The following is a 16,795-nucleotide window of genomic DNA, read 5'->3' as shown; positions in this document are numbered from 1 at the left end:
CCCATATGGACGTTGCCATTAATCAGTATGACCAATGAATGAATTTGTATACATCCTATTTTATTTTTTGCAAAAACGCGGGGATAAAAACGACTGGCAACGATCAGCACGTTTGTGATAGGATAGGGAAAGAAATGTTTGAAGTATGGTGAGGCATTATGAGAGTAATTTCTGGGAAGTGTAAGGGGAGAGTATTGCAAGCGGTTCCAGGCATGTCGACAAGACCGACGACAGATAAAGTAAAAGAAGCGATTTTTAATATGGTTGGCCCTTATTTTTCAGGAGGAATCGGGCTCGATTTATTCGGAGGAAGCGGCGGATTGGGAATAGAAGCGCTAAGCCGCGGTTTGCATTCGATGATTTTTGTCGATCATGATGCAAAAGCGGTCCAGACGATTCGCAAAAATGTAGAAGCGTGCAGGTTGAAAGAACAGTCAGAAATTTATCGCAATGACGCAGAGCGAGCATTAAAAGCGATTATAAAACGTCAGCTGCGATTTCATTTAATTTTTCTTGATCCACCTTATAAGAAGCAAAAATTGCAGGCGCTCATTTCCTTTATTGATGAGCATTCTCTTTTAGAAAAAAATGGGTTTATTGTTGCGGAGCATGCGCATGATATTGAGCTTCCTGACAGAATCGGAAACTTAGTGAGAATAAAGCACGAAGTTTACGGTATTACCGCTGTTTCTATTTATGCTTATACACAGAAGGGGGAATAGGTTTCATGGCGAGCATTGCTGTTTGTCCGGGCAGCTTTGATCCGGTTACATATGGACATTTGGATATTATTCGCCGCGGAGCGAAGGTATTTGATCAAGTATATGTTGCGGTTTTGAATAACTCGTCAAAAAAGCCGCTGTTTTCGGTTGAAGAAAGAATAGAGCTGTTGCAAGAAGTGGTCAAGCCTTTTAAAAATGTTATGGTCGAATCTTTTAACGGTCTTCTCATTGATTATGCTCGTACGAAGAAGGCTAACGCTATTTTAAGAGGGCTGCGGGCAGTCTCTGATTTTGAGTATGAGATGCAAATTACGTCGATGAACCGCGTACTTGATGAGAATATTGAAACCTTTTTTATGATGACGAATAGCCAGTATGCTTTTTTAAGCTCAAGCATTGTTAAGGAAGTGGCAAAATATAACGGCAACATTTCTGAACTGGTACCGCCAATTGTCGAAGAAGCGCTTCGCCAAAAATTTCATTCTTTTTTATCGCAGCAATAGTCTTGTAAAAAGAAAGCTGACTGAAAAGGAATTGTCCTTGCTTCAGTCAGCCTCTTTATTATGGCCGTAAAAAGCTGCTATGTCCATACAATCTTGAAGACGGATGGGAGATCGGTCGTCTGGGGCTAGCCTGCTTATACAAGGATAAAGGCTCTATATTCAGTATGACTTGCCTCCGACGGTGATCTGTCTTTGAGTGGACGGTACGGTTTCATCTTTATACATAGTTGCCTGTCATGCTTAACAGCTATATCGATAGAAACCGAAAACGGATCATGATCGAATGCAATCGCTTTAGCCAGTAGACGAAATCGATAAGTTCCGATTGAGAAAGCGGCACAAGGGAGGCGACTTTCTCTATATAAATGCTCATAGCTTTTCTCTTGTTCGCTTATCATAGTAAAATAATAGAGAATTCTTGATGGATAGAAACGAAAAGAAACGATATAACCACCTTAAAAATGAAACGAGCGGTAGCTGCAAAAATCCATAGTTGGAAGAATCCCATGATTTGCTTTTTTGTCACACGGATGCGCGGCGAAGCTTGGAGCAACGCCAATTCCCTTCACATGTCAAGTTGCTCGATGTAGTTTTCGTATGGCGTAACGACGTTCAGAGAGCGGCTCGCTTGGCTGCTGTCCGCGGGAGGTAAAGCGAGGCATATGGCGATGGAGAAATCGTTTCGTGATCAAAGCAAGTGGTCTCGACATATGAGCGATAAAAAGCATTTTTACGTATGATCGACATAAATTAAATATGCAAGGGGAAGCTGAGGCTGAAAGAGATGGAAGAGCCAAAAGGAGGAAAGGGGATGGAACCGAGAATTGGCTTAGCGCTAGGTTCCGGAGGAGCAAGAGGCTTTGCGCACCTTGGTATTATTAAAGTGTTGGAGGAAGAGCGGATTCCGATTCATTACATAGCAGGAAGCAGCATGGGGGCGCTTGTCGCGGCGTTATATGCGAGCGGATTAGGGGTTGAGCGCCTATACAAATTAGCAAAGGCCTTCCGCAGAAACGACTACATTGATGTGACGATTCCGAAAATGGGGCTTATTGCAGGAAAGAGAATAAAGGAATTTATTTGGTTGGTAACAAAAGGGAAAAAAATTGAGGAGCTGCAGATTCCGATTGCCATTGTAGCAACAGATCTTCAGCGCTGCGAAAAAGTGGTGTTTCGAAGCGGCGTGGTAGCGGATGCTGTTCGTGCCAGCATTTCGATTCCGGGAATTTTTGTTCCTGAAACCATCGATGGTCGGATGCTTGTCGATGGGGGCGTCATTGACCGCATTCCAGTTTCGGTAGCGCGCACGATGGGAGCAGATGTCGTGATTGGCGTCGATGTCTCTCATGTAAAGGTAACCGATGCCATCTCCTCGATTTTTGATGTCATTTTGCAAAGCATTGATATTCTCCAGGATGAACTTGTCCGTCATCGTGAATTTGCTTCAGATGTTATGATCCGTCCGCGTGTAGAGCAATATAGCTCTCGAGCATTTACTCATATTGAAGAAATTATTGAAATCGGGGAAGAAGAGGCGCGAAAGCAAATGCCTAGAATCCGTGAAGCAATTGCGAAATGGAAGGAGCAACATCATAAATGAAAAAAAGAGCAAGAGCCTATATTATTTCACTGTTAATTGGGGTAGCAGCTAGCCTGCTTTTTATTTTTGTGCAGCTTCCGTATTATGTGACGATGCCGGGTACAGCCCAAAAATTAGAACCGCTCGTTCATGTTGATCAAGGCGATGAGGATCAAGGGAGCTTTATGCTGACAACTGTGCGAATGGGTCGAGCGAATATCGCCTATTACTTGCTTGCTCATATCCGTCCTTATTACGAGCTTTATCCATTGCAGGAGATCAAGCAAGAAGGGGAAACGGATGAAGAGTATACCCTTCGACAGCTCCATTTAATGAAGGAGTCAAAAGAATCTGCGATTGTTGTCGCCTATAAACATGCCCATAAGCCTGTTTCTTATCGTCCGAATGGTGTTTATGTCATGAGCCTTGTCGATGGAATGCCAGCAGCGCATATTTTGCATGTGGGAGACCGCATTGTTCGTGTAGATGGAAAAGAAATTGGGACAGCAGAACAATTAATCCAATATGTGCGGCAAAAGAAAAAAGGAGATTCCGTTTCGATTACATGGGAAAGAAATGGAAAAGAAAAGACAGCCTCGATTGCGTTGGCACCATTTCCGCAAGAACCAAAGCAAATCGGACTCGGTATCTCGCCAATGACTGATTATCATATTACGACGCAGCCCTCCGTTCGCGTTGATTCAGAAAAAATTGGCGGGCCGTCTGCAGGACTGATGTTTTCTTTAGAAATTTATAATCAGCTTGTTGATGAAGATATTACAAAGGGATATAAGATTGCTGGAACCGGCACCATCAACATGAATGGTGAGGTTGGCCCTATTGGGGGAATATCGCAAAAAATTGTGGCTGCTGATCAAGCTGGTGCCGATATTTTCTTTGCTCCGAACGAGAAGGGAGCGAAAAACTCGAATTATCGCGAAGCTGTCAAAACGGCAAAAAAAATCGGAACAAAGATGAAAATTGTTCCGGTCGACACGTTTGCTGATGCCCTTCGTTATTTGCAAGAGCTGAAATGAACAGGAGGTGTCGCATATTCCTCTTTAAGTGCTTGAATGCGAGTAGTCTCGGAAAAAATAGCGGTATAAGCAGCTACCGCTTTTTTTTCTTGCTGGTATATCACATCCTTTTGCAGGCGTGATACGGTTGTTACAAGCGGCAGCGAAAGCCGTTTTTTTATCATTTGCAAATAGAGGCGTCCGTTGTCACTCATGCCAAGCAGACGAATATAAGAGGGGCTTTTGATCCCATTCATTTGCTCTTTTTTAAAATGAGTTAGAATATGGACACACATTCTTTGTAAACGAGTCCATGTATACCGTTTGGTTTTGACAGAATGGAGAAATTGCTCAAATGTTTCGGCTTCCGTAATGGCCTGTTTGAGTCGATACTCAATGCCTTCATCTACGCCGACAATGCTTTGTAAATCGCTTTCTTCACTTGTCATGATTCGGTACTTCAAAAACGGAAAATACGGCTCCCAACGATGGAATGTGCCATATACTGCATAATATTTCTCAAGAGCCTTTTTGGTAGAGAAGGGAATATAGGGCGAAATGTGTTCAAGCTCTTCAACCGCTCCATTTAATGCTTTCCTTAAGCTCGTTGCACTGGCGATCCACGGATGAGAAAAAACTTCATCGTGATATCCGGAAGCGATCCGTTGAATCGTTTGGGGAACCATCGCGCTCTTTTGCTCGATAATCGCTTTCACATAGGAAAAACCGAGAATATTATTTGGTTGAGCTAAATCGATTTCCTTCATCTCAAGCTGTCTGCAAGCATATGTGACTGCTTGTGGATAGCTCATACCTTCTTTGAGAGCTTGCTGAATGGATTGGTTGTACCGTGATGGCTGCCGTTTGATCGTTTGGACCGCTTGAAGAAACGGCTCAATTTCGCCATTTTCGCTCCCAAAACAAAGCTCGGCGCAATACAATGCATCAAGCAGTGCGACAGCTCCAGTGGCGAACCGTTCTGCTGATTGGACGGCAAATGTATAAGGAAGCTCGATGACGAGGTCGACACCAGCTGAGATGGCCATAGATGTGCGAGCCCATTTGGAAACGAGCGCTGGTTCTCCTCTTTGCAGAAAGTTGCCACTCATAACGGCAATGACACAATCAGCGCCTGTCTTTTTTTTCGTTTCTTGGAGATGATACAAGTGTCCGTTATGAAACGGATTATATTCCACGACGATTCCAACTGCCTTCATTTTTGCCTCCCCGCTTGAAATTTTGTTTTTTTGATCAAAACGTGATACATTGAATGTAAACTGACAATCATTATACTGTAAAGAAAAAATATTGACAAACAGGGAAACGAAACGTATAATTTTCTTTGTTGCCTTGAGGTGATTTTAATGAAATGGTCTATTCATCAGCTTCATCAGCTGCAAGCAAAAGGGCTTGTCATGGATGAAATGGTCGATGTTTCCGATTTAAAACAGATGGAGCCATCGATCCGCGATATTTCCCCTGTCCGTGTGAAAGGACGGGCAGATATCGGTGCTACTAAGTTTACTTTTCATTTAACGATTGAAGGGACAATGGTATTGCCTTGCTCCCGGACGTTGGTTGATGTTTCTTATCCGTTTGCGATCCATACGACCGAAACGTTTTTTTTAAACGACTATGATGTTCATCCGGATGAAGAAACGCACCTTGTTCAAGGAGATGCAGTTGACCTGCTGCCGATTGTGAAAGAGCTCATTTTGCTTGAAATTCCCATGCAAATATTTTCAGAGCAGGAAAACATTCAAGATGGAGCACCACAATCCGGAGCTGGTTGGGAGGTTATTACTGAGGAGCAGGCTAAAAACAAAATTGATCCTCGTCTAGCTGGATTGGCGAAATTTTTTGATAAAAAGGAAGAATAAGCGAAGAACCGGCTTGATCCGGCCTTCATCATAACTTCTAAATCCTGTTTAAGGAGGTGGAAAGAATGGCTGTACCTTTTAGAAGAACATCGAAAACGAAAAAAAGAATGCGCCGTACACATTTCAAATTGCAAGTTCCAGGCATGGTTGCATGCCCAAACTGCGGTGAAATGAAATTAGCTCATCGCGTCTGCAAGTCTTGCGGAACTTACAAAGGAAAAGAAGTTGTGAACAAATAATCATGAAAAAACAGGCATAAGGGTATCCTTATGCCTGTTTTTTCATGGGGCACGTGGCTATTGTGAAATGCTTGCTTTGCCGGTGTTGTAGAAAAACGTAAAGTTAAGCGGTTACATAGGAATGGTGTGACAAGAGCCTCTTTTTTATATTCTCTCACCCCTAAACAGAGTGTAGGTGGCAGAGATTTATTGTGCAGAGCAGAAGGAAAATAAGAAAAAGTGGCTAACATAAATATGAGAGTAAAGGAGGAAGAAAAGTGAGTGCGGTTTTGCTAGAACGAGATGATGATGGCATCGTTTGGTTTACTATTAATCGGCAAGAAAAACGAAATGCCATTAATTATGAAGTGATGGATGCTTTACAAGAAACGATTCGCCTTGTGGAAGAAAATGATAAAGTAAAGGTGTTGGTGCTGACAGGTGCCGGCCAGCAAGCTTTTTGTTCGGGCGGGGATTTAAGTGAATTCCATCGTTTACATACAAAGGAAGAAGCGTATCAAATGCTTTCAAAAATGGGCGCGATTTTGTATTCCTTGTTAACGATTTCTAAACCGACAGTTGCTTTGCTTAATGGATCAGCTGTCGGCGGCGGGTGTGAACTTGCAACGGCCTGTGATTTTCGCTATGCAAAGACAGGAATCAAAGCAGGCTTTATTCAAGGAACGTTAGGAATTACGACGGGATGGGGAGGAGCGACGATGCTCTTCGAAAAGCTTCCTTATACGCATGCCCTCGATCTTTTATTAAAAGCGAGACGTATGCCTTCTGAGCAATTGCATGAATATGGATGGATTCATTCATTAATTTCGGAAAATAAAGAAATAAAAGAAGAGTGTCGGAAGTTGCTTGAGCCGTATTTGGCGCAGTCTGCCCCTGTTCTTCGCGCCTATAAGCAAGCTGCTGTTCAAAAATGGAAAACAGAAGAGTTTCGAGGTCGTTTTTTTGCGGAAATTGAACAATGTGCCGTGCTTTGGGAATCTGATGAACATGAAGAAGCAGTGCGAACTTTTTTGAATCGATCGTAATATTCTTCTTCTATCTTTTCTACTAGTCGCATACATATATTGAAAAAAGCGACTAGGGGGAAGGAACCATGACGAGTGTAAGACAAGATGCATGGACGCAGGATGAGGATTTATTATTGGCAGAAATAGTATTGCGCTATATTCGTGAAGGAGGGACGCAGCTGCAAGCGTTTGAGGAAGTAGGCAGGCGTCTTTCGAGAACAGCTGCTGCTTGCGGTTTTCGTTGGAATTCCTATGTGAGAAAACAATATAAAGAAGCCATTGAGCTAGCGAAAAAACAGAGAAAAGAAGTAAAAAAGGAACGTACGCAGCTCGTTCAAAAGGAAGCGGGGCAAGGAGAGGATAAAACAGCGAAATTGACATGGCAGGATATCATTGCCTTTTTGCAAAGATATCAACAATCTTCCGCACAATATCAGCATGTGATGGATGAAAATCGCGCGTTAAAAAGAGATATGGAACAACTGCAGCAAATGATTACCAAATTGCAGCTAGAAAAAGAGCGTCTGCAAAAAGAATTAAAAGCGGTCCAAGAAGATTACAAAACGTTTATTGGAATTATGGAAAGAGCGAGAAAAATGGTGATACTTGAAGAAGAGCAAACATCGAAAGTAAAGTTCCAAATGGACCGAAATGGCAATCTCGAAAAAATTGAAAAGTAATAGAAAAAGCTGATCCTTTGAGATCAGCTTTTTCTATTAACGGGTCGATTCGTAATTTGATAAAATAGTCGCAGGAGTGTATGAATGGAAAGCGAGGAACATCGAGATGAAAATAGGGATTATCGGCGGCGGAGCGATTGGGCTATTAATTGCAGCTTATTTATCGAGCACATGCGAGGTAACGATTTATACGCGTCGGAAAACGCAAGCGAATCTTCTTAATGAACGAGGCTTGCGAATGATAAAGAATGGCGATGAACGAATCGTGCCGATCCGTGCATGGGCAGCTGGATATGAAAAGATGCAAGCGGATGTTTTCTTTGTTACCGTTAAGCAATATGATATGGTTCATGCAATCGAGCTGTGCAATCAGTGGACAGATGGGGGGGCCTTTGTTTTTTTGCAAAACGGCATGGGGCATGTCTCTCTTTTATCTCAGCTTAAAGCACAGTGTATTGCCGTGGGCACCGTTGAACACGGAGCGTTTAAAAAGGATGACCGGACTGTTGAACATACGGGAATTGGAAAGATTTCCATTGCTTTATTTCAGGGGGATACCGGGCCGTTAAAGCAACTGTTGGATGTTTCTAGTTCCGATTTTCCGATCGAATTTGAACATAATTGGCAGCAGTTGCTGACGAATAAGCTCGTTGTCAATGCTGTCATTAACCCGCTAACAGCGATGTTACGTGTTCCAAATGGAGAATTGGTAAAAACGAAAGAATATAAAAAAATGATGGAATTGCTATTTTCGGAAATATGTTTAGCGTTGTCATTGCCTGATGAGAACGAAGCGCGGGAGCGGATTGTCCGGATATGCGAACGAACAGCTAATAACCGTTCCTCGATGCTGTGCGATCTCGAAAATGGCCGGATGACAGAAATTGAAGCGATTTTGGGATATGTGATTGCCAAAGGTAAAGAAAAAGGTGTGCAAACGCCCATTTGCCAATTTTTAATGAACGCCGTAAAAGGGATGGAAGGAAGGGGATTTAATGGGTAATTTGGTTGCTCATATAGCAGCAGCTTTTGTCACAATGCCACTGCTTGCTTTTTTTGTCGTTTATATGGTAACGAGAAAATTAACCAAAAAAAAGAAAAAGTCATTTTATACAGCGATCAATATCTCAACGATCTTTTTTATCATTGCGGTTCATTTCTTGATTCAAGCCATTTGGGGAAAATCATATTGGTGGCCTATGGTCATTTTGCTCATTATAATTAATATATTGTTTGCAGTAGGATATTGGCAGAAAAAAGGGGACTTACATATTGCCACTGTTTTTCGTTTATTTTGGCGATTTAGCTTTTTATTATTTTTCTTTGCTTACTTTGGATTGCTTGGATATGGAATTTTGGTAAGAATCGTCAACAACATATAAAATAGCTGTGAGCGCATATTTTTTCATTTGGAGAAAAGAATGCTATACTCATGAGTGTTCGCTTCTTAAAAAGAACGAAACAAATCCCCTGATATAGCGAAATATCTTGATTTTTAGTGCTGATAAAACCAAGAAATAAGAAAGGAAGTTTTCAAGTATGGAGATATATGAATTTCCTTTACAAGCGACGACGTCGCTAGCATCGGATTACATAGCGGGAACGTTTCCAATGGATGCTGGATTTGCATACGACGTTCGCGCGGAGGACGTATTTGCAAAGCGCTTGAGCGATCTAAGCAGGCGAACGTACCCGCGCCAAAGATTGGTGGATCATTTGCTTTCTTATCATCAAGCGCTCCAGGCGAGTGAACGGACGATGGCCAATATTCAAAAACTGTTGAATCCATCTAGCGTAGTTGTCATCGGAGGACAGCAAACGGGGTTGCTAACTGGTCCGCTTTATACCATTTATAAAATGCTGTCCATTATTCAACTAGCGAAAGAACAGGAGGAGCAATTGGGAGTTCCGGTTGTGCCGGTGTTTTGGATGGCTGGAGAAGACCACGATATTGCAGAAGTGGATCATGTTTATGTAGTTGATCAAGGAAAAATCAAAAAGCATACATATCCGCATGCAGTGCGGGAAAAGCGAATGGTTGCTCAATTGCCGATTGATCGGCAAATCTGTATCGAATGGATTCAGCAAGTGATAGAAACGTATGGAGAGACAGAAACGACAGATAAACTGCTCCATTTTTTAGAGAATTGTGTAGAACAAGCCAATACTTTTGTGGACTTCTTTGCCCAGATTGTTCTCCGGTTATTTGCTTCAGAAGGACTTGTAGTCGTAAATGCAGCTGATGAATCGCTAAGAGCCGTTGAAAGTGAATTTTTTGCATCGCTGATTGAGCGCTACAGTGAGGTAACAGAAGCAGTCATATACCAGCAAAAACGATTGGAAGAATTGGGATACCGCAAGACGCTCGATATTCATCCGCGATCAGCCAATCTCTTTTACTATGACGGAAAGGAAAGATTGTTGCTGGAAGCAGAGGAGAATGGAGAATATTTCCGAAGCAAAAAAAATGAGATCGTATGGAAGAAGGAAGAGCTATTGCAAATGGCGAAACGCTCACCGCATCAGCTAAGCAATAATGTGGTAACGAGACCGCTTATGCAGGAATTCTTGTTTCCAACCCTCGCCTTTATCGCTGGTCCAGGGGAAATTGCGTATTGGGCAGAATTAAAGGAAGCGTTTTCGTTATTTGACTATGCGATGCCGCCTGTTGTTCCAAGATTCAATATTACGCTTGTCGAGCGTTCGATTGACACCGATTTGCGTGAAGTTGGAATAACCGTGTTTGATGTGCTGCAAGGACAGATCGAGCAAGCTAAATCAGAATGGTACGGGCGTCAAGTCCAATACCCGCTTGATGAGATGATTGCCCGTGCTAAAGAAAGCATTGAAGAAATTCATCGGCCGCTGAGGGAGATAGGGGTGGAGATTGATCGCGGTTTAACGGATGTATTGGCGAAAAATGCTGCTTTTATTCAATCACAGATCGATTTTCTTCACCAAACATTGCATCGCTCGATTGAGAGAAAATATGAGGTGGAACTGCGCAAATTTGCCCGCATTGAAATGTCGCTGTTCCCGAATCAAGGACCACAAGAGCGAGTCTGGAACATTTTTTATTACATTAATAAATACGGATTTGATTTTGTCGAACGTCTGATGAATGTCAAATATAAATGGAATGGTTTGCATAAAATTGTATATCTATAACAGAAAGAGTCGAACGAAAAATCCTGTTTTGTACAGGATTTTTTTTTTCGGACAAGAATAGTACAGAGAAAAACAATTCAAGAAAATCAGGTGGAAAAGCGAACGATCGTTTTGATTGGAGGGGGATTAGACGGAATACGACAAAAAGATGCAGAAATAGACGTATTTTTACAGAAAAAACCTAAAAAATTGTTTCGTTTTGTTGTATAATAAATAAACGGCTACTTACATAGAGCATACATCATGAAAAAGGTGGTGAGGCTGTGTTTAAGCATACAACAGTCTTATTAAAAGAAACAGTGGATGGCCTGCGAATCAATCCGGACGGCATTTACGTCGATTGTACGCTTGGCGGCGGCGGACATAGCGAATACTTGCTTTCGCAGCTTTCGACGCAAGGAAGGCTGTTCGCGTTTGACCAAGATACAACGGCGATTGAGCATGCCAAAAGAAAATTAGCACAGTATGAGAGGCAGGTCGTATTTATTAAAAGCAATTTTCGCTTTTTAGCGGAAAAACTAGCTGAACACAGCATTTACGAAGTGGATGGAATTTTATTTGATTTGGGAGTATCTTCGCCGCAATTAGATACGCCAGAACGCGGCTTTAGCTATCATTATGATGCACCTCTCGATATGAGGATGAATCGAGAGGAGTCGCTCACTGCATATGAAATTGTGAATCACTGGCCATATGAACGGCTTGTACATATTTTTTTCCAATATGGTGAGGAGAAATTTTCAAAACAAGTCGCCAGAAAAATTGAAGCATTCCGGCAGCAGAAGCCCATTGAGACGACCGGGGAACTGGTAGAACTCATAAAAGAAGCGATTCCTGCGCCAGCCCGAAGAAGCGGAGGACACCCGGCCAAACGAATTTTTCAGGCCATACGTATTGCGGTCAATGATGAATTGCAAGCATTTAAAGAAGCGATTACTCAAGCGATTGATCTGTTGAAACCTGGAGGACGAGTGAGCGTGATCACCTTTCATTCGTTAGAAGACCGCATTTGCAAAACGGCGTTTAAGGAAGCGAGTGAAGGGCCCAAGCTCCCTCACGGATTGCCATTGATTCCAGAAGAATATCGTCCAAAATTAAAGATCATCACCAAAAAGCCTATTATTCCTTCAGAAAAGGAAATAGGGGAAAACAATCGAGCACGTTCTGCCAAGCTGCGCATTGCAGAGAAGCTATAAAAGGACAGAATTTTTAAGGAGGGGAAAATGTGAGTAATACAGCTGTCAAAGTTCAAGAGAAGCAACAACAGCATTCATCGGTCCGTCCGCAGACGAAACCAAAACGAAAGTTGAAGCTTCGCCTCACGCTTGGTGAGAAAATCGTTTTATTCTCGTTCTTGCTGTTTGCCTTTTATTCGTCTGTCAAAATCATTTCCAATCAAGTCACGATTTATCAAGTCAATAAGCATATTCAGCAACTTGAAGGGACAATGGATGAGCAGAAAAAGCGCAACAATGATTTGTATGTAGAAGTCCAGCAGCTTAGCACGTATGAACGGATTTTGGAGAAAGCCAAGGAGCTGGGCCTCACATTAAACGAAAATAACGTAAAGGTTGTACAGGAATGATGGACGATGGCTTACAAAAAGCATAAGAATACGCATAAAGGAGCGGCATTATTGTTTGGAATATTTAGCCTGCTCTTTTTTGTGTTACTTTTTCGGTTCGTTCAGTTGCAGACAACAGGCAAGGCAGACGGACAGGTCTTGGCAGTAAAGGCGGAGCAAAAATATGAACAGAAGCGGACCATCGAGGCTAAGCGTGGCACCATTTTGGATCGGAATGGAGAAGTGCTGGCGGAAGATACCCCTTCATATACTCTTGTAGCGGTGCTTGATCCAAAGATGACGACCGATCCTAAAGATCCAAAACATGTAGTGGATCCTGATAGGACAGCGCAAAAATTAGCCCCGCTGTTGCACATGGAGGTCAGCGAAGTTAAAAGCATCTTAACTAAAAAGGCAAAGCAGGTAGAGTTTGGGGCACAAGGACGCAACATCAGTTATGAGCTCAAGAAAAAGATTGAAGCGCTCAAACTGCCGGGAATCGGCTTCATTCGTGATACGAAAAGATTTTATCCAAACGGCACATTCGCCTCTTATGTAATCGGTTATGCTCAAAAAGAAGAGGATACGGGCAAAACAGCAGGAGCAATGGGAATTGAAAAAAGCTTAAACCGCTATTTGCATGAAAAAGATGGTTATGTTTTTTATCAAAGTGATAAGGAAGGATTTCGGCTGCCGGATACAAAAGAAAAGATTGTTCCTCCGGATAATGGAGATGAGGTATATTTAACAATCGACCAAAAAATCCAAACGTTTTTAGAAGACGCCATGAATCAAGTCGAAAAGCAATACAAGCCGAAAAAAATCATTGCCATTGTCGTTAATCCGAAAACAGGAGAGGTTTTGGCAATGGGAACAAGACCAAGCTTTGATCCGAATAAGCGCAACATTACCAACTACTTAAACGATGCGATTTCTTATCCTTATGAACCGGGATCGACGATGAAGGTGTTTACTTTGGCGGCCGCTATTAATGAAGGCGTTTATAACGGGAATGAGCTCTATCGCTCTGGATCTTATCGAGTGGGAAAAAATGAGATTCGTGACCATAATAAAGTAGGATGGGGTGTTATTACGTTTAATGAAGGCGTTCAGCGCTCTTCAAACGTAGCCTTTGCAAAACTCGTTAAGGAAAAGTTGGGAGAGGATCGCTTTTTGCAATATTTGCATCGCTTCCACTTTCATGAAAAGACGGGAATTGACCTACCGGGAGAAGGAGTAGGAAATATTCTGTATCGATATCCCATTGAAAAGCTGACAACCGCGTTTGGACAGGGGACATCCATCACTCCGATCCAGCAAATTCAGGCGGCTACAGCGATTGCGAACGACGGAAAAATGATGAAGCCGTATATTGTTGACCGCATTATCGATCCGGATACGAAAAAAGTGGTGATGCAAAATAAGCCAGAGGTCGTCGGAGAGCCGATTACGAAGGAAACTTCAGAGAAGGTGTTAGATATACTGGAGACGGTTGTGACATCTGAAAAAGGAACAGGCCGTCCTTATCAAATTGAAGGATACCATGTAGCCGGAAAAACGGGGACGGCACAAATTCCATCTCCAAAAGGCGGTTATTTGACAGGCTATGAAAATTACATTTTCTCTTTCTTAGGAATGGCGCCGAAGGAAGATCCACAGCTATTAATGTATGTAGCGGTTCAACAGCCAAAGCTTTCCTATACAGAAACAGGAGCCGCACCTGTTTCGATGATTTTTAACAGTGTGATGAAAAATAGTCTGCAATATTTAAATATCCGTCCTGCTTCGGAGGAGACAGAGAAAACGACTTCTAGTAAAAAAGGAATAGAACTTCCGTCGTATCATGGCTGGCCGGTGAATGAAGCTGTGCAAGATTTGAAAGCCAAGGGGCTGCAGCCTGTCGTGATTGGAAATGGAGAAAAAGTAGCAGCGCAACTTCCTTCAGCAGGAGACGAAACGATCATTCATGAACGTGTCGTTTTAAAAACGGATGGAACAGCCACGATGCCAGATTTAAATGGCTGGTCATTGCGTGATGTCATGAAAGCAGCCGAGTTGCTGCAGCTCAATCCGAGCATAAAAGGGAGCGGTTATGTCATTGCACAAAGCATTCGCCCAAAAACGGCTGTCAAAGCGAATGACTATTTAATTGTTGAGCTAGCTGAACCGGACAAATGGAAGGATCGGATCAACCAGCAAAAAGAGAAGAAGGACGAAAAGAAAAAGCAGCCAGTTGATTAAAAATGATGATGCTTAAGACAGTTGAAGCTCAAATAGCTTCTCTTTCAGCCTGTGCAGTAAAGGTGTCATATCATCATTTTCAAGCGTTCTATAAATAAACGTACAAGCATATAGTGGAACGAGCCTATTATAAGGGAGGTTCCCATCGTATGCGTGTTTCAAATGTTACGGTTCGCAAACGGCTTGCCATTGTGTTGCTGGTCGGGGTGCTGGTTTTTGCGATTATTGATACTCGCTTAGGGTATGTCCAATTATTCATTGGAGATGCATTGGCGCAAAAAGCCAAAAATTCATGGAGCCGAAATATTCCATTTGAACCGAAGCGTGGAGAGATTTTAGATCGCAATGGCGTTCCGCTAGCAACCAATATGAGCGCTCCAACTGTTTATGTGATACCAAGACAGGTTGAAAATCCATCAGATACAGCTCAAAAGCTGGCCAAAGCGCTAAATATGCCAGTTGAGGAAGCGTATAAGCATGTGACAAAACAAACATTGATCGAACGGATTCCTGAAGGAAGAAAAATTTCCAATGAGAAAGCAAAAGAAATTAGAGAATTGAATTTAAAAGGCGTTTATATTGCAGAGGATACGAAGCGGTATTATCCATTCGGCAGCTACTTATCACATGTGCTTGGCTTTACGGGAATTGATAATCAAGGTTTAACCGGCCTTGAGCTGTATTATGATAAAGAACTAAAAGGCCAAGAGGGCTCTGTTGAGTTTTATTCGGATGCAAAAGGAAAGAGAATGCCGAATATGGCCGATCACTATACGCCGCCAACGGATGGATTAAATTTAAAGCTAACGATTGATTCGCGTATTCAAACGATTGTAGAACGAGAATTAGATATCGCTGAAACGAAATATAATCCAGATGGCATTATTGCGATTGTTATGGATCCTAATACAGGCGAAGTGCTAGCGATGTCGAGCCGTCCTACGTTTGATCCAGCGAACTATCGCAATGTGCCATCGGAAATTTATAATCGCAATTTGCCGGTCTGGAGCACATATGAGCCGGGGTCTACATTCAAGATTATTACACTGGCAGCAGCTCTTGAAGAGAAAAAAGTGAATCTGTTAAAAGATCACTTTTACGATCCAGGTTATGTCAAAGTCGCCGGGGCCACATTGCGCTGCTGGAAAAAAGGGGGACACGGCTCTGAAACCTTTTTAGAGGTCGTGCAGAACTCATGCAACCCGGGTTTTGTCGAGCTTGGTGAGCGACTAGGAAAAGAGAAGTTGTTTGAGTATATTAAAGCGTTCGGCTTTGGAGAAAAGACAGGTATTGACTTACAAGGAGAAGGGACTGGCATTTTATTTGATTTAAAAAATGTAGGACCTGTTGAACAGGCGACAACAGCTTTTGGCCAAGGGGTTTCAGTTACGCCGATCCAACAAGTGGCTGCTGTTTCGGCTGCTGTGAATGGCGGTATTTTATATACTCCTTACATTGCTAAAGAATGGGTGGATCCGGAAACTGGAAAGGTGATCAGCCGTAATACTCCGAAGGAAAAAAGAAGGATTATTTCCGAGGAAACATCGAAACAAGTTCGTTATGCACTGGAAAGTGTGGTTGCTCAAGGAACGGGAAAAGGTGCGTTTGTGGAAGGCTATCGTGTAGGCGGCAAAACGGGAACAGCGCAAAAGGCGAAAGATGGTCACTATTTGAAAGATAACTATATTGTGTCTTTTATTGGCTTTGCTCCGGCCGATGATCCAAAGCTGGTTGTATATGTAGCGGTTGACCATCCAAAGGGAACGGTTCAATTCGGTGGAGTGGTTGCTGCGCCAATTGTAGGGAAAATTATGGAAGATAGTTTGCGTACAATCGGTGTAAAACCGCGGAAAGGACAAATTGAAAAAGAGCTTGCTTGGAATGATACAAAAATGGTGGAAGTTCCAGATTTGTCAGGTTTGACAAAAAATGACTTGCAACAACAGCTATTTGATTTAAAATTAGATGTTAGTGGAGAAGGCGATGTCGTCATTGATCAAGCACCGAAGCCGGGGGTTAAGGTGAAGGAAGGCTCAACGATTCGCGTATATTTGGGCACGAAATCTAGCCTTCGTTGAGCCGGTGAATAAGCGTATCGTTTGTGATTGGTATTTTTGCGCGAGGGAGTCAGCGAAACATTCATTTGTTTTTGCTGGCTGCTTGCATTCTTTGATCCGTACGTAATGACGATTTTGC

General features: G+C 42.5%; 16 protein-coding genes. 15 read left to right on the top strand and 1 reads right to left on the bottom strand.

What is annotated here, in order from left to right; translation table 11 throughout:
* Nucleotides 1-158 precede the first annotated feature (158 nt).
* The 4 genes from rsmD to GFC28_RS06525 all read left to right on the top strand — a co-directional run bounded on the left by rsmD (nucleotide 159) and on the right by GFC28_RS06525 (nucleotide 3,841).
* Complete coding sequence (gene rsmD / locus GFC28_RS06540) at nucleotides 159-722, top strand: 16S rRNA (guanine(966)-N(2))-methyltransferase RsmD (protein WP_044746610.1); 564 nt, start codon at nucleotides 159-161, stop codon at nucleotides 720-722.
* A gap of 5 nt (nucleotides 723-727) precedes the next feature.
* Entirely contained in the window at nucleotides 728-1,225 is a 498-nt protein-coding gene (gene coaD, locus GFC28_RS06535) for a pantetheine-phosphate adenylyltransferase (protein WP_044746609.1), read from the top strand.
* Between the two features lie 811 nt (nucleotides 1,226-2,036).
* Nucleotides 2,037-2,825 (top strand): patatin-like phospholipase family protein, encoded by a 789-nt coding sequence (locus GFC28_RS06530; RefSeq protein ID WP_044746608.1) that lies wholly within the window; start codon nucleotides 2,037-2,039, stop codon nucleotides 2,823-2,825.
* Nucleotides 2,822-3,841 carry a SepM family pheromone-processing serine protease gene (locus GFC28_RS06525; protein ID WP_044746607.1) on the top strand — a complete coding sequence of 340 codons (1,020 nt, stop codon included), beginning with the start codon at nucleotides 2,822-2,824 and terminating at the stop codon, nucleotides 3,839-3,841. The genes GFC28_RS06530 and GFC28_RS06525 overlap by 4 nt, the downstream gene beginning before the upstream one ends.
* Here the strand turns inward: GFC28_RS06525 and GFC28_RS06520 are convergent.
* On the bottom strand, nucleotides 3,820-5,037 hold the full coding sequence (locus GFC28_RS06520) for a nucleotidyltransferase (RefSeq protein ID WP_044746606.1): 1,218 nt from the start codon (nucleotides 5,035-5,037) through the stop codon (nucleotides 3,820-3,822). The genes GFC28_RS06525 and GFC28_RS06520 overlap by 22 nt on opposite strands.
* Before the next feature lie 147 nt (nucleotides 5,038-5,184).
* Between GFC28_RS06520 and GFC28_RS06515 the strand changes: the two genes are divergently transcribed.
* The 11 genes from GFC28_RS06515 (at nucleotide 5,185) to GFC28_RS06465 (ending at nucleotide 16,677) form a co-directional block, all read left to right on the top strand.
* Complete coding sequence (locus GFC28_RS06515) at nucleotides 5,185-5,700, top strand: YceD family protein (RefSeq protein WP_044746605.1); 516 nt, start codon at nucleotides 5,185-5,187, stop codon at nucleotides 5,698-5,700.
* 65 nt (nucleotides 5,701-5,765) lie between these two features.
* On the top strand, nucleotides 5,766-5,939 hold the full coding sequence (gene rpmF, locus GFC28_RS06510; RefSeq protein ID WP_044746604.1) for a 50S ribosomal protein L32: 174 nt from the start codon (nucleotides 5,766-5,768) through the stop codon (nucleotides 5,937-5,939).
* A 257-nt stretch (nucleotides 5,940-6,196) separates the two neighbouring features.
* Nucleotides 6,197-6,964 (top strand): enoyl-CoA hydratase/isomerase family protein, encoded by a 768-nt coding sequence (locus tag GFC28_RS06505; protein WP_139788079.1) that lies wholly within the window; start codon nucleotides 6,197-6,199, stop codon nucleotides 6,962-6,964.
* 68 nt (nucleotides 6,965-7,032) lie between these two features.
* Nucleotides 7,033-7,626: an RsfA family transcriptional regulator gene (locus tag GFC28_RS06500; protein ID WP_044746603.1), complete on the top strand. Its 594-nt coding sequence runs from the start codon at nucleotides 7,033-7,035 to the stop codon at nucleotides 7,624-7,626.
* A gap of 106 nt (nucleotides 7,627-7,732) precedes the next feature.
* Nucleotides 7,733-8,629 carry a 2-dehydropantoate 2-reductase gene (locus GFC28_RS06495; RefSeq protein WP_044746602.1) on the top strand — a complete coding sequence of 299 codons (897 nt, stop codon included), beginning with the start codon at nucleotides 7,733-7,735 and terminating at the stop codon, nucleotides 8,627-8,629.
* Nucleotides 8,622-9,008, top strand: a complete 387-nt coding sequence (locus GFC28_RS06490; RefSeq protein ID WP_044746601.1) for a DUF3397 domain-containing protein — start codon at nucleotides 8,622-8,624, stop codon at nucleotides 9,006-9,008. The genes GFC28_RS06495 and GFC28_RS06490 overlap by 8 nt, the downstream gene beginning before the upstream one ends.
* A 157-nt stretch (nucleotides 9,009-9,165) precedes the next feature.
* Nucleotides 9,166-10,794 (top strand): bacillithiol biosynthesis cysteine-adding enzyme BshC, encoded by a 1,629-nt coding sequence (bshC, locus tag GFC28_RS06485; RefSeq protein ID WP_044746600.1) that lies wholly within the window; start codon nucleotides 9,166-9,168, stop codon nucleotides 10,792-10,794.
* 263 nt (nucleotides 10,795-11,057) lie between these two features.
* Entirely contained in the window at nucleotides 11,058-11,990 is a 933-nt protein-coding gene (rsmH, locus tag GFC28_RS06480; RefSeq protein ID WP_044746599.1) for a 16S rRNA (cytosine(1402)-N(4))-methyltransferase RsmH, read from the top strand.
* Between the two features lie 29 nt (nucleotides 11,991-12,019).
* On the top strand, nucleotides 12,020-12,379 hold the full coding sequence (gene ftsL, locus GFC28_RS06475; RefSeq protein WP_044746598.1) for a cell division protein FtsL: 360 nt from the start codon (nucleotides 12,020-12,022) through the stop codon (nucleotides 12,377-12,379).
* A 6-nt stretch (nucleotides 12,380-12,385) separates the two neighbouring features.
* Complete coding sequence (locus tag GFC28_RS06470; RefSeq protein ID WP_044746597.1) at nucleotides 12,386-14,599, top strand: penicillin-binding protein; 2,214 nt, start codon at nucleotides 12,386-12,388, stop codon at nucleotides 14,597-14,599.
* A 149-nt stretch (nucleotides 14,600-14,748) separates the two neighbouring features.
* A complete protein-coding gene (locus tag GFC28_RS06465) occupies nucleotides 14,749-16,677 on the top strand; it encodes a stage V sporulation protein D (RefSeq protein ID WP_044746596.1) in 1,929 nt (642 codons plus the stop codon).
* Nucleotides 16,678-16,795 lie beyond the last annotated feature (118 nt).

This window comes from Anoxybacillus sp. B2M1 (genome assembly GCF_001634265.1).
GTDB classification, from domain to species: domain Bacteria; phylum Bacillota; class Bacilli; order Bacillales; family Anoxybacillaceae; genus Anoxybacteroides; species Anoxybacteroides rupiense.
Note: the sequence above shows the minus strand (reverse complement) of the source record. Positions and strands in the feature narration are given on the sequence as shown.

What these genes read in the sequence shown, in the direction of transcription:
- GFC28_RS06520 (WP_044746606.1), bottom strand. Translation starts at nt 5,037, where the DNA reads ATGAAGGCAGTTGGAATCGTCGTGGAATATAATCCGTTTCATAACGGA.
- GFC28_RS06525 (WP_044746607.1), top strand. Translation starts at nt 2,822, where the DNA reads ATGAAAAAAAGAGCAAGAGCCTATATTATTTCACTGTTAATTGGGGTA.
- GFC28_RS06500 (WP_044746603.1), top strand. Translation starts at nt 7,033, where the DNA reads ATGACGAGTGTAAGACAAGATGCATGGACGCAGGATGAGGATTTATTA.
- coaD (WP_044746609.1), top strand. Translation starts at nt 728, where the DNA reads ATGGCGAGCATTGCTGTTTGTCCGGGCAGCTTTGATCCGGTTACATAT.
- bshC (WP_044746600.1), top strand. Translation starts at nt 9,166, where the DNA reads ATGGAGATATATGAATTTCCTTTACAAGCGACGACGTCGCTAGCATCG.
- rsmD (WP_044746610.1), top strand. Translation starts at nt 159, where the DNA reads ATGAGAGTAATTTCTGGGAAGTGTAAGGGGAGAGTATTGCAAGCGGTT.
- GFC28_RS06530 (WP_044746608.1), top strand. Translation starts at nt 2,037, where the DNA reads ATGGAACCGAGAATTGGCTTAGCGCTAGGTTCCGGAGGAGCAAGAGGC.
- GFC28_RS06490 (WP_044746601.1), top strand. Translation starts at nt 8,622, where the DNA reads ATGGGTAATTTGGTTGCTCATATAGCAGCAGCTTTTGTCACAATGCCA.
- GFC28_RS06465 (WP_044746596.1), top strand. Translation starts at nt 14,749, where the DNA reads ATGCGTGTTTCAAATGTTACGGTTCGCAAACGGCTTGCCATTGTGTTG.
- GFC28_RS06495 (WP_044746602.1), top strand. Translation starts at nt 7,733, where the DNA reads ATGAAAATAGGGATTATCGGCGGCGGAGCGATTGGGCTATTAATTGCA.
- GFC28_RS06515 (WP_044746605.1), top strand. Translation starts at nt 5,185, where the DNA reads ATGAAATGGTCTATTCATCAGCTTCATCAGCTGCAAGCAAAAGGGCTT.
- rpmF (WP_044746604.1), top strand. Translation starts at nt 5,766, where the DNA reads ATGGCTGTACCTTTTAGAAGAACATCGAAAACGAAAAAAAGAATGCGC.
- GFC28_RS06470 (WP_044746597.1), top strand. Translation starts at nt 12,386, where the DNA reads ATGGCTTACAAAAAGCATAAGAATACGCATAAAGGAGCGGCATTATTG.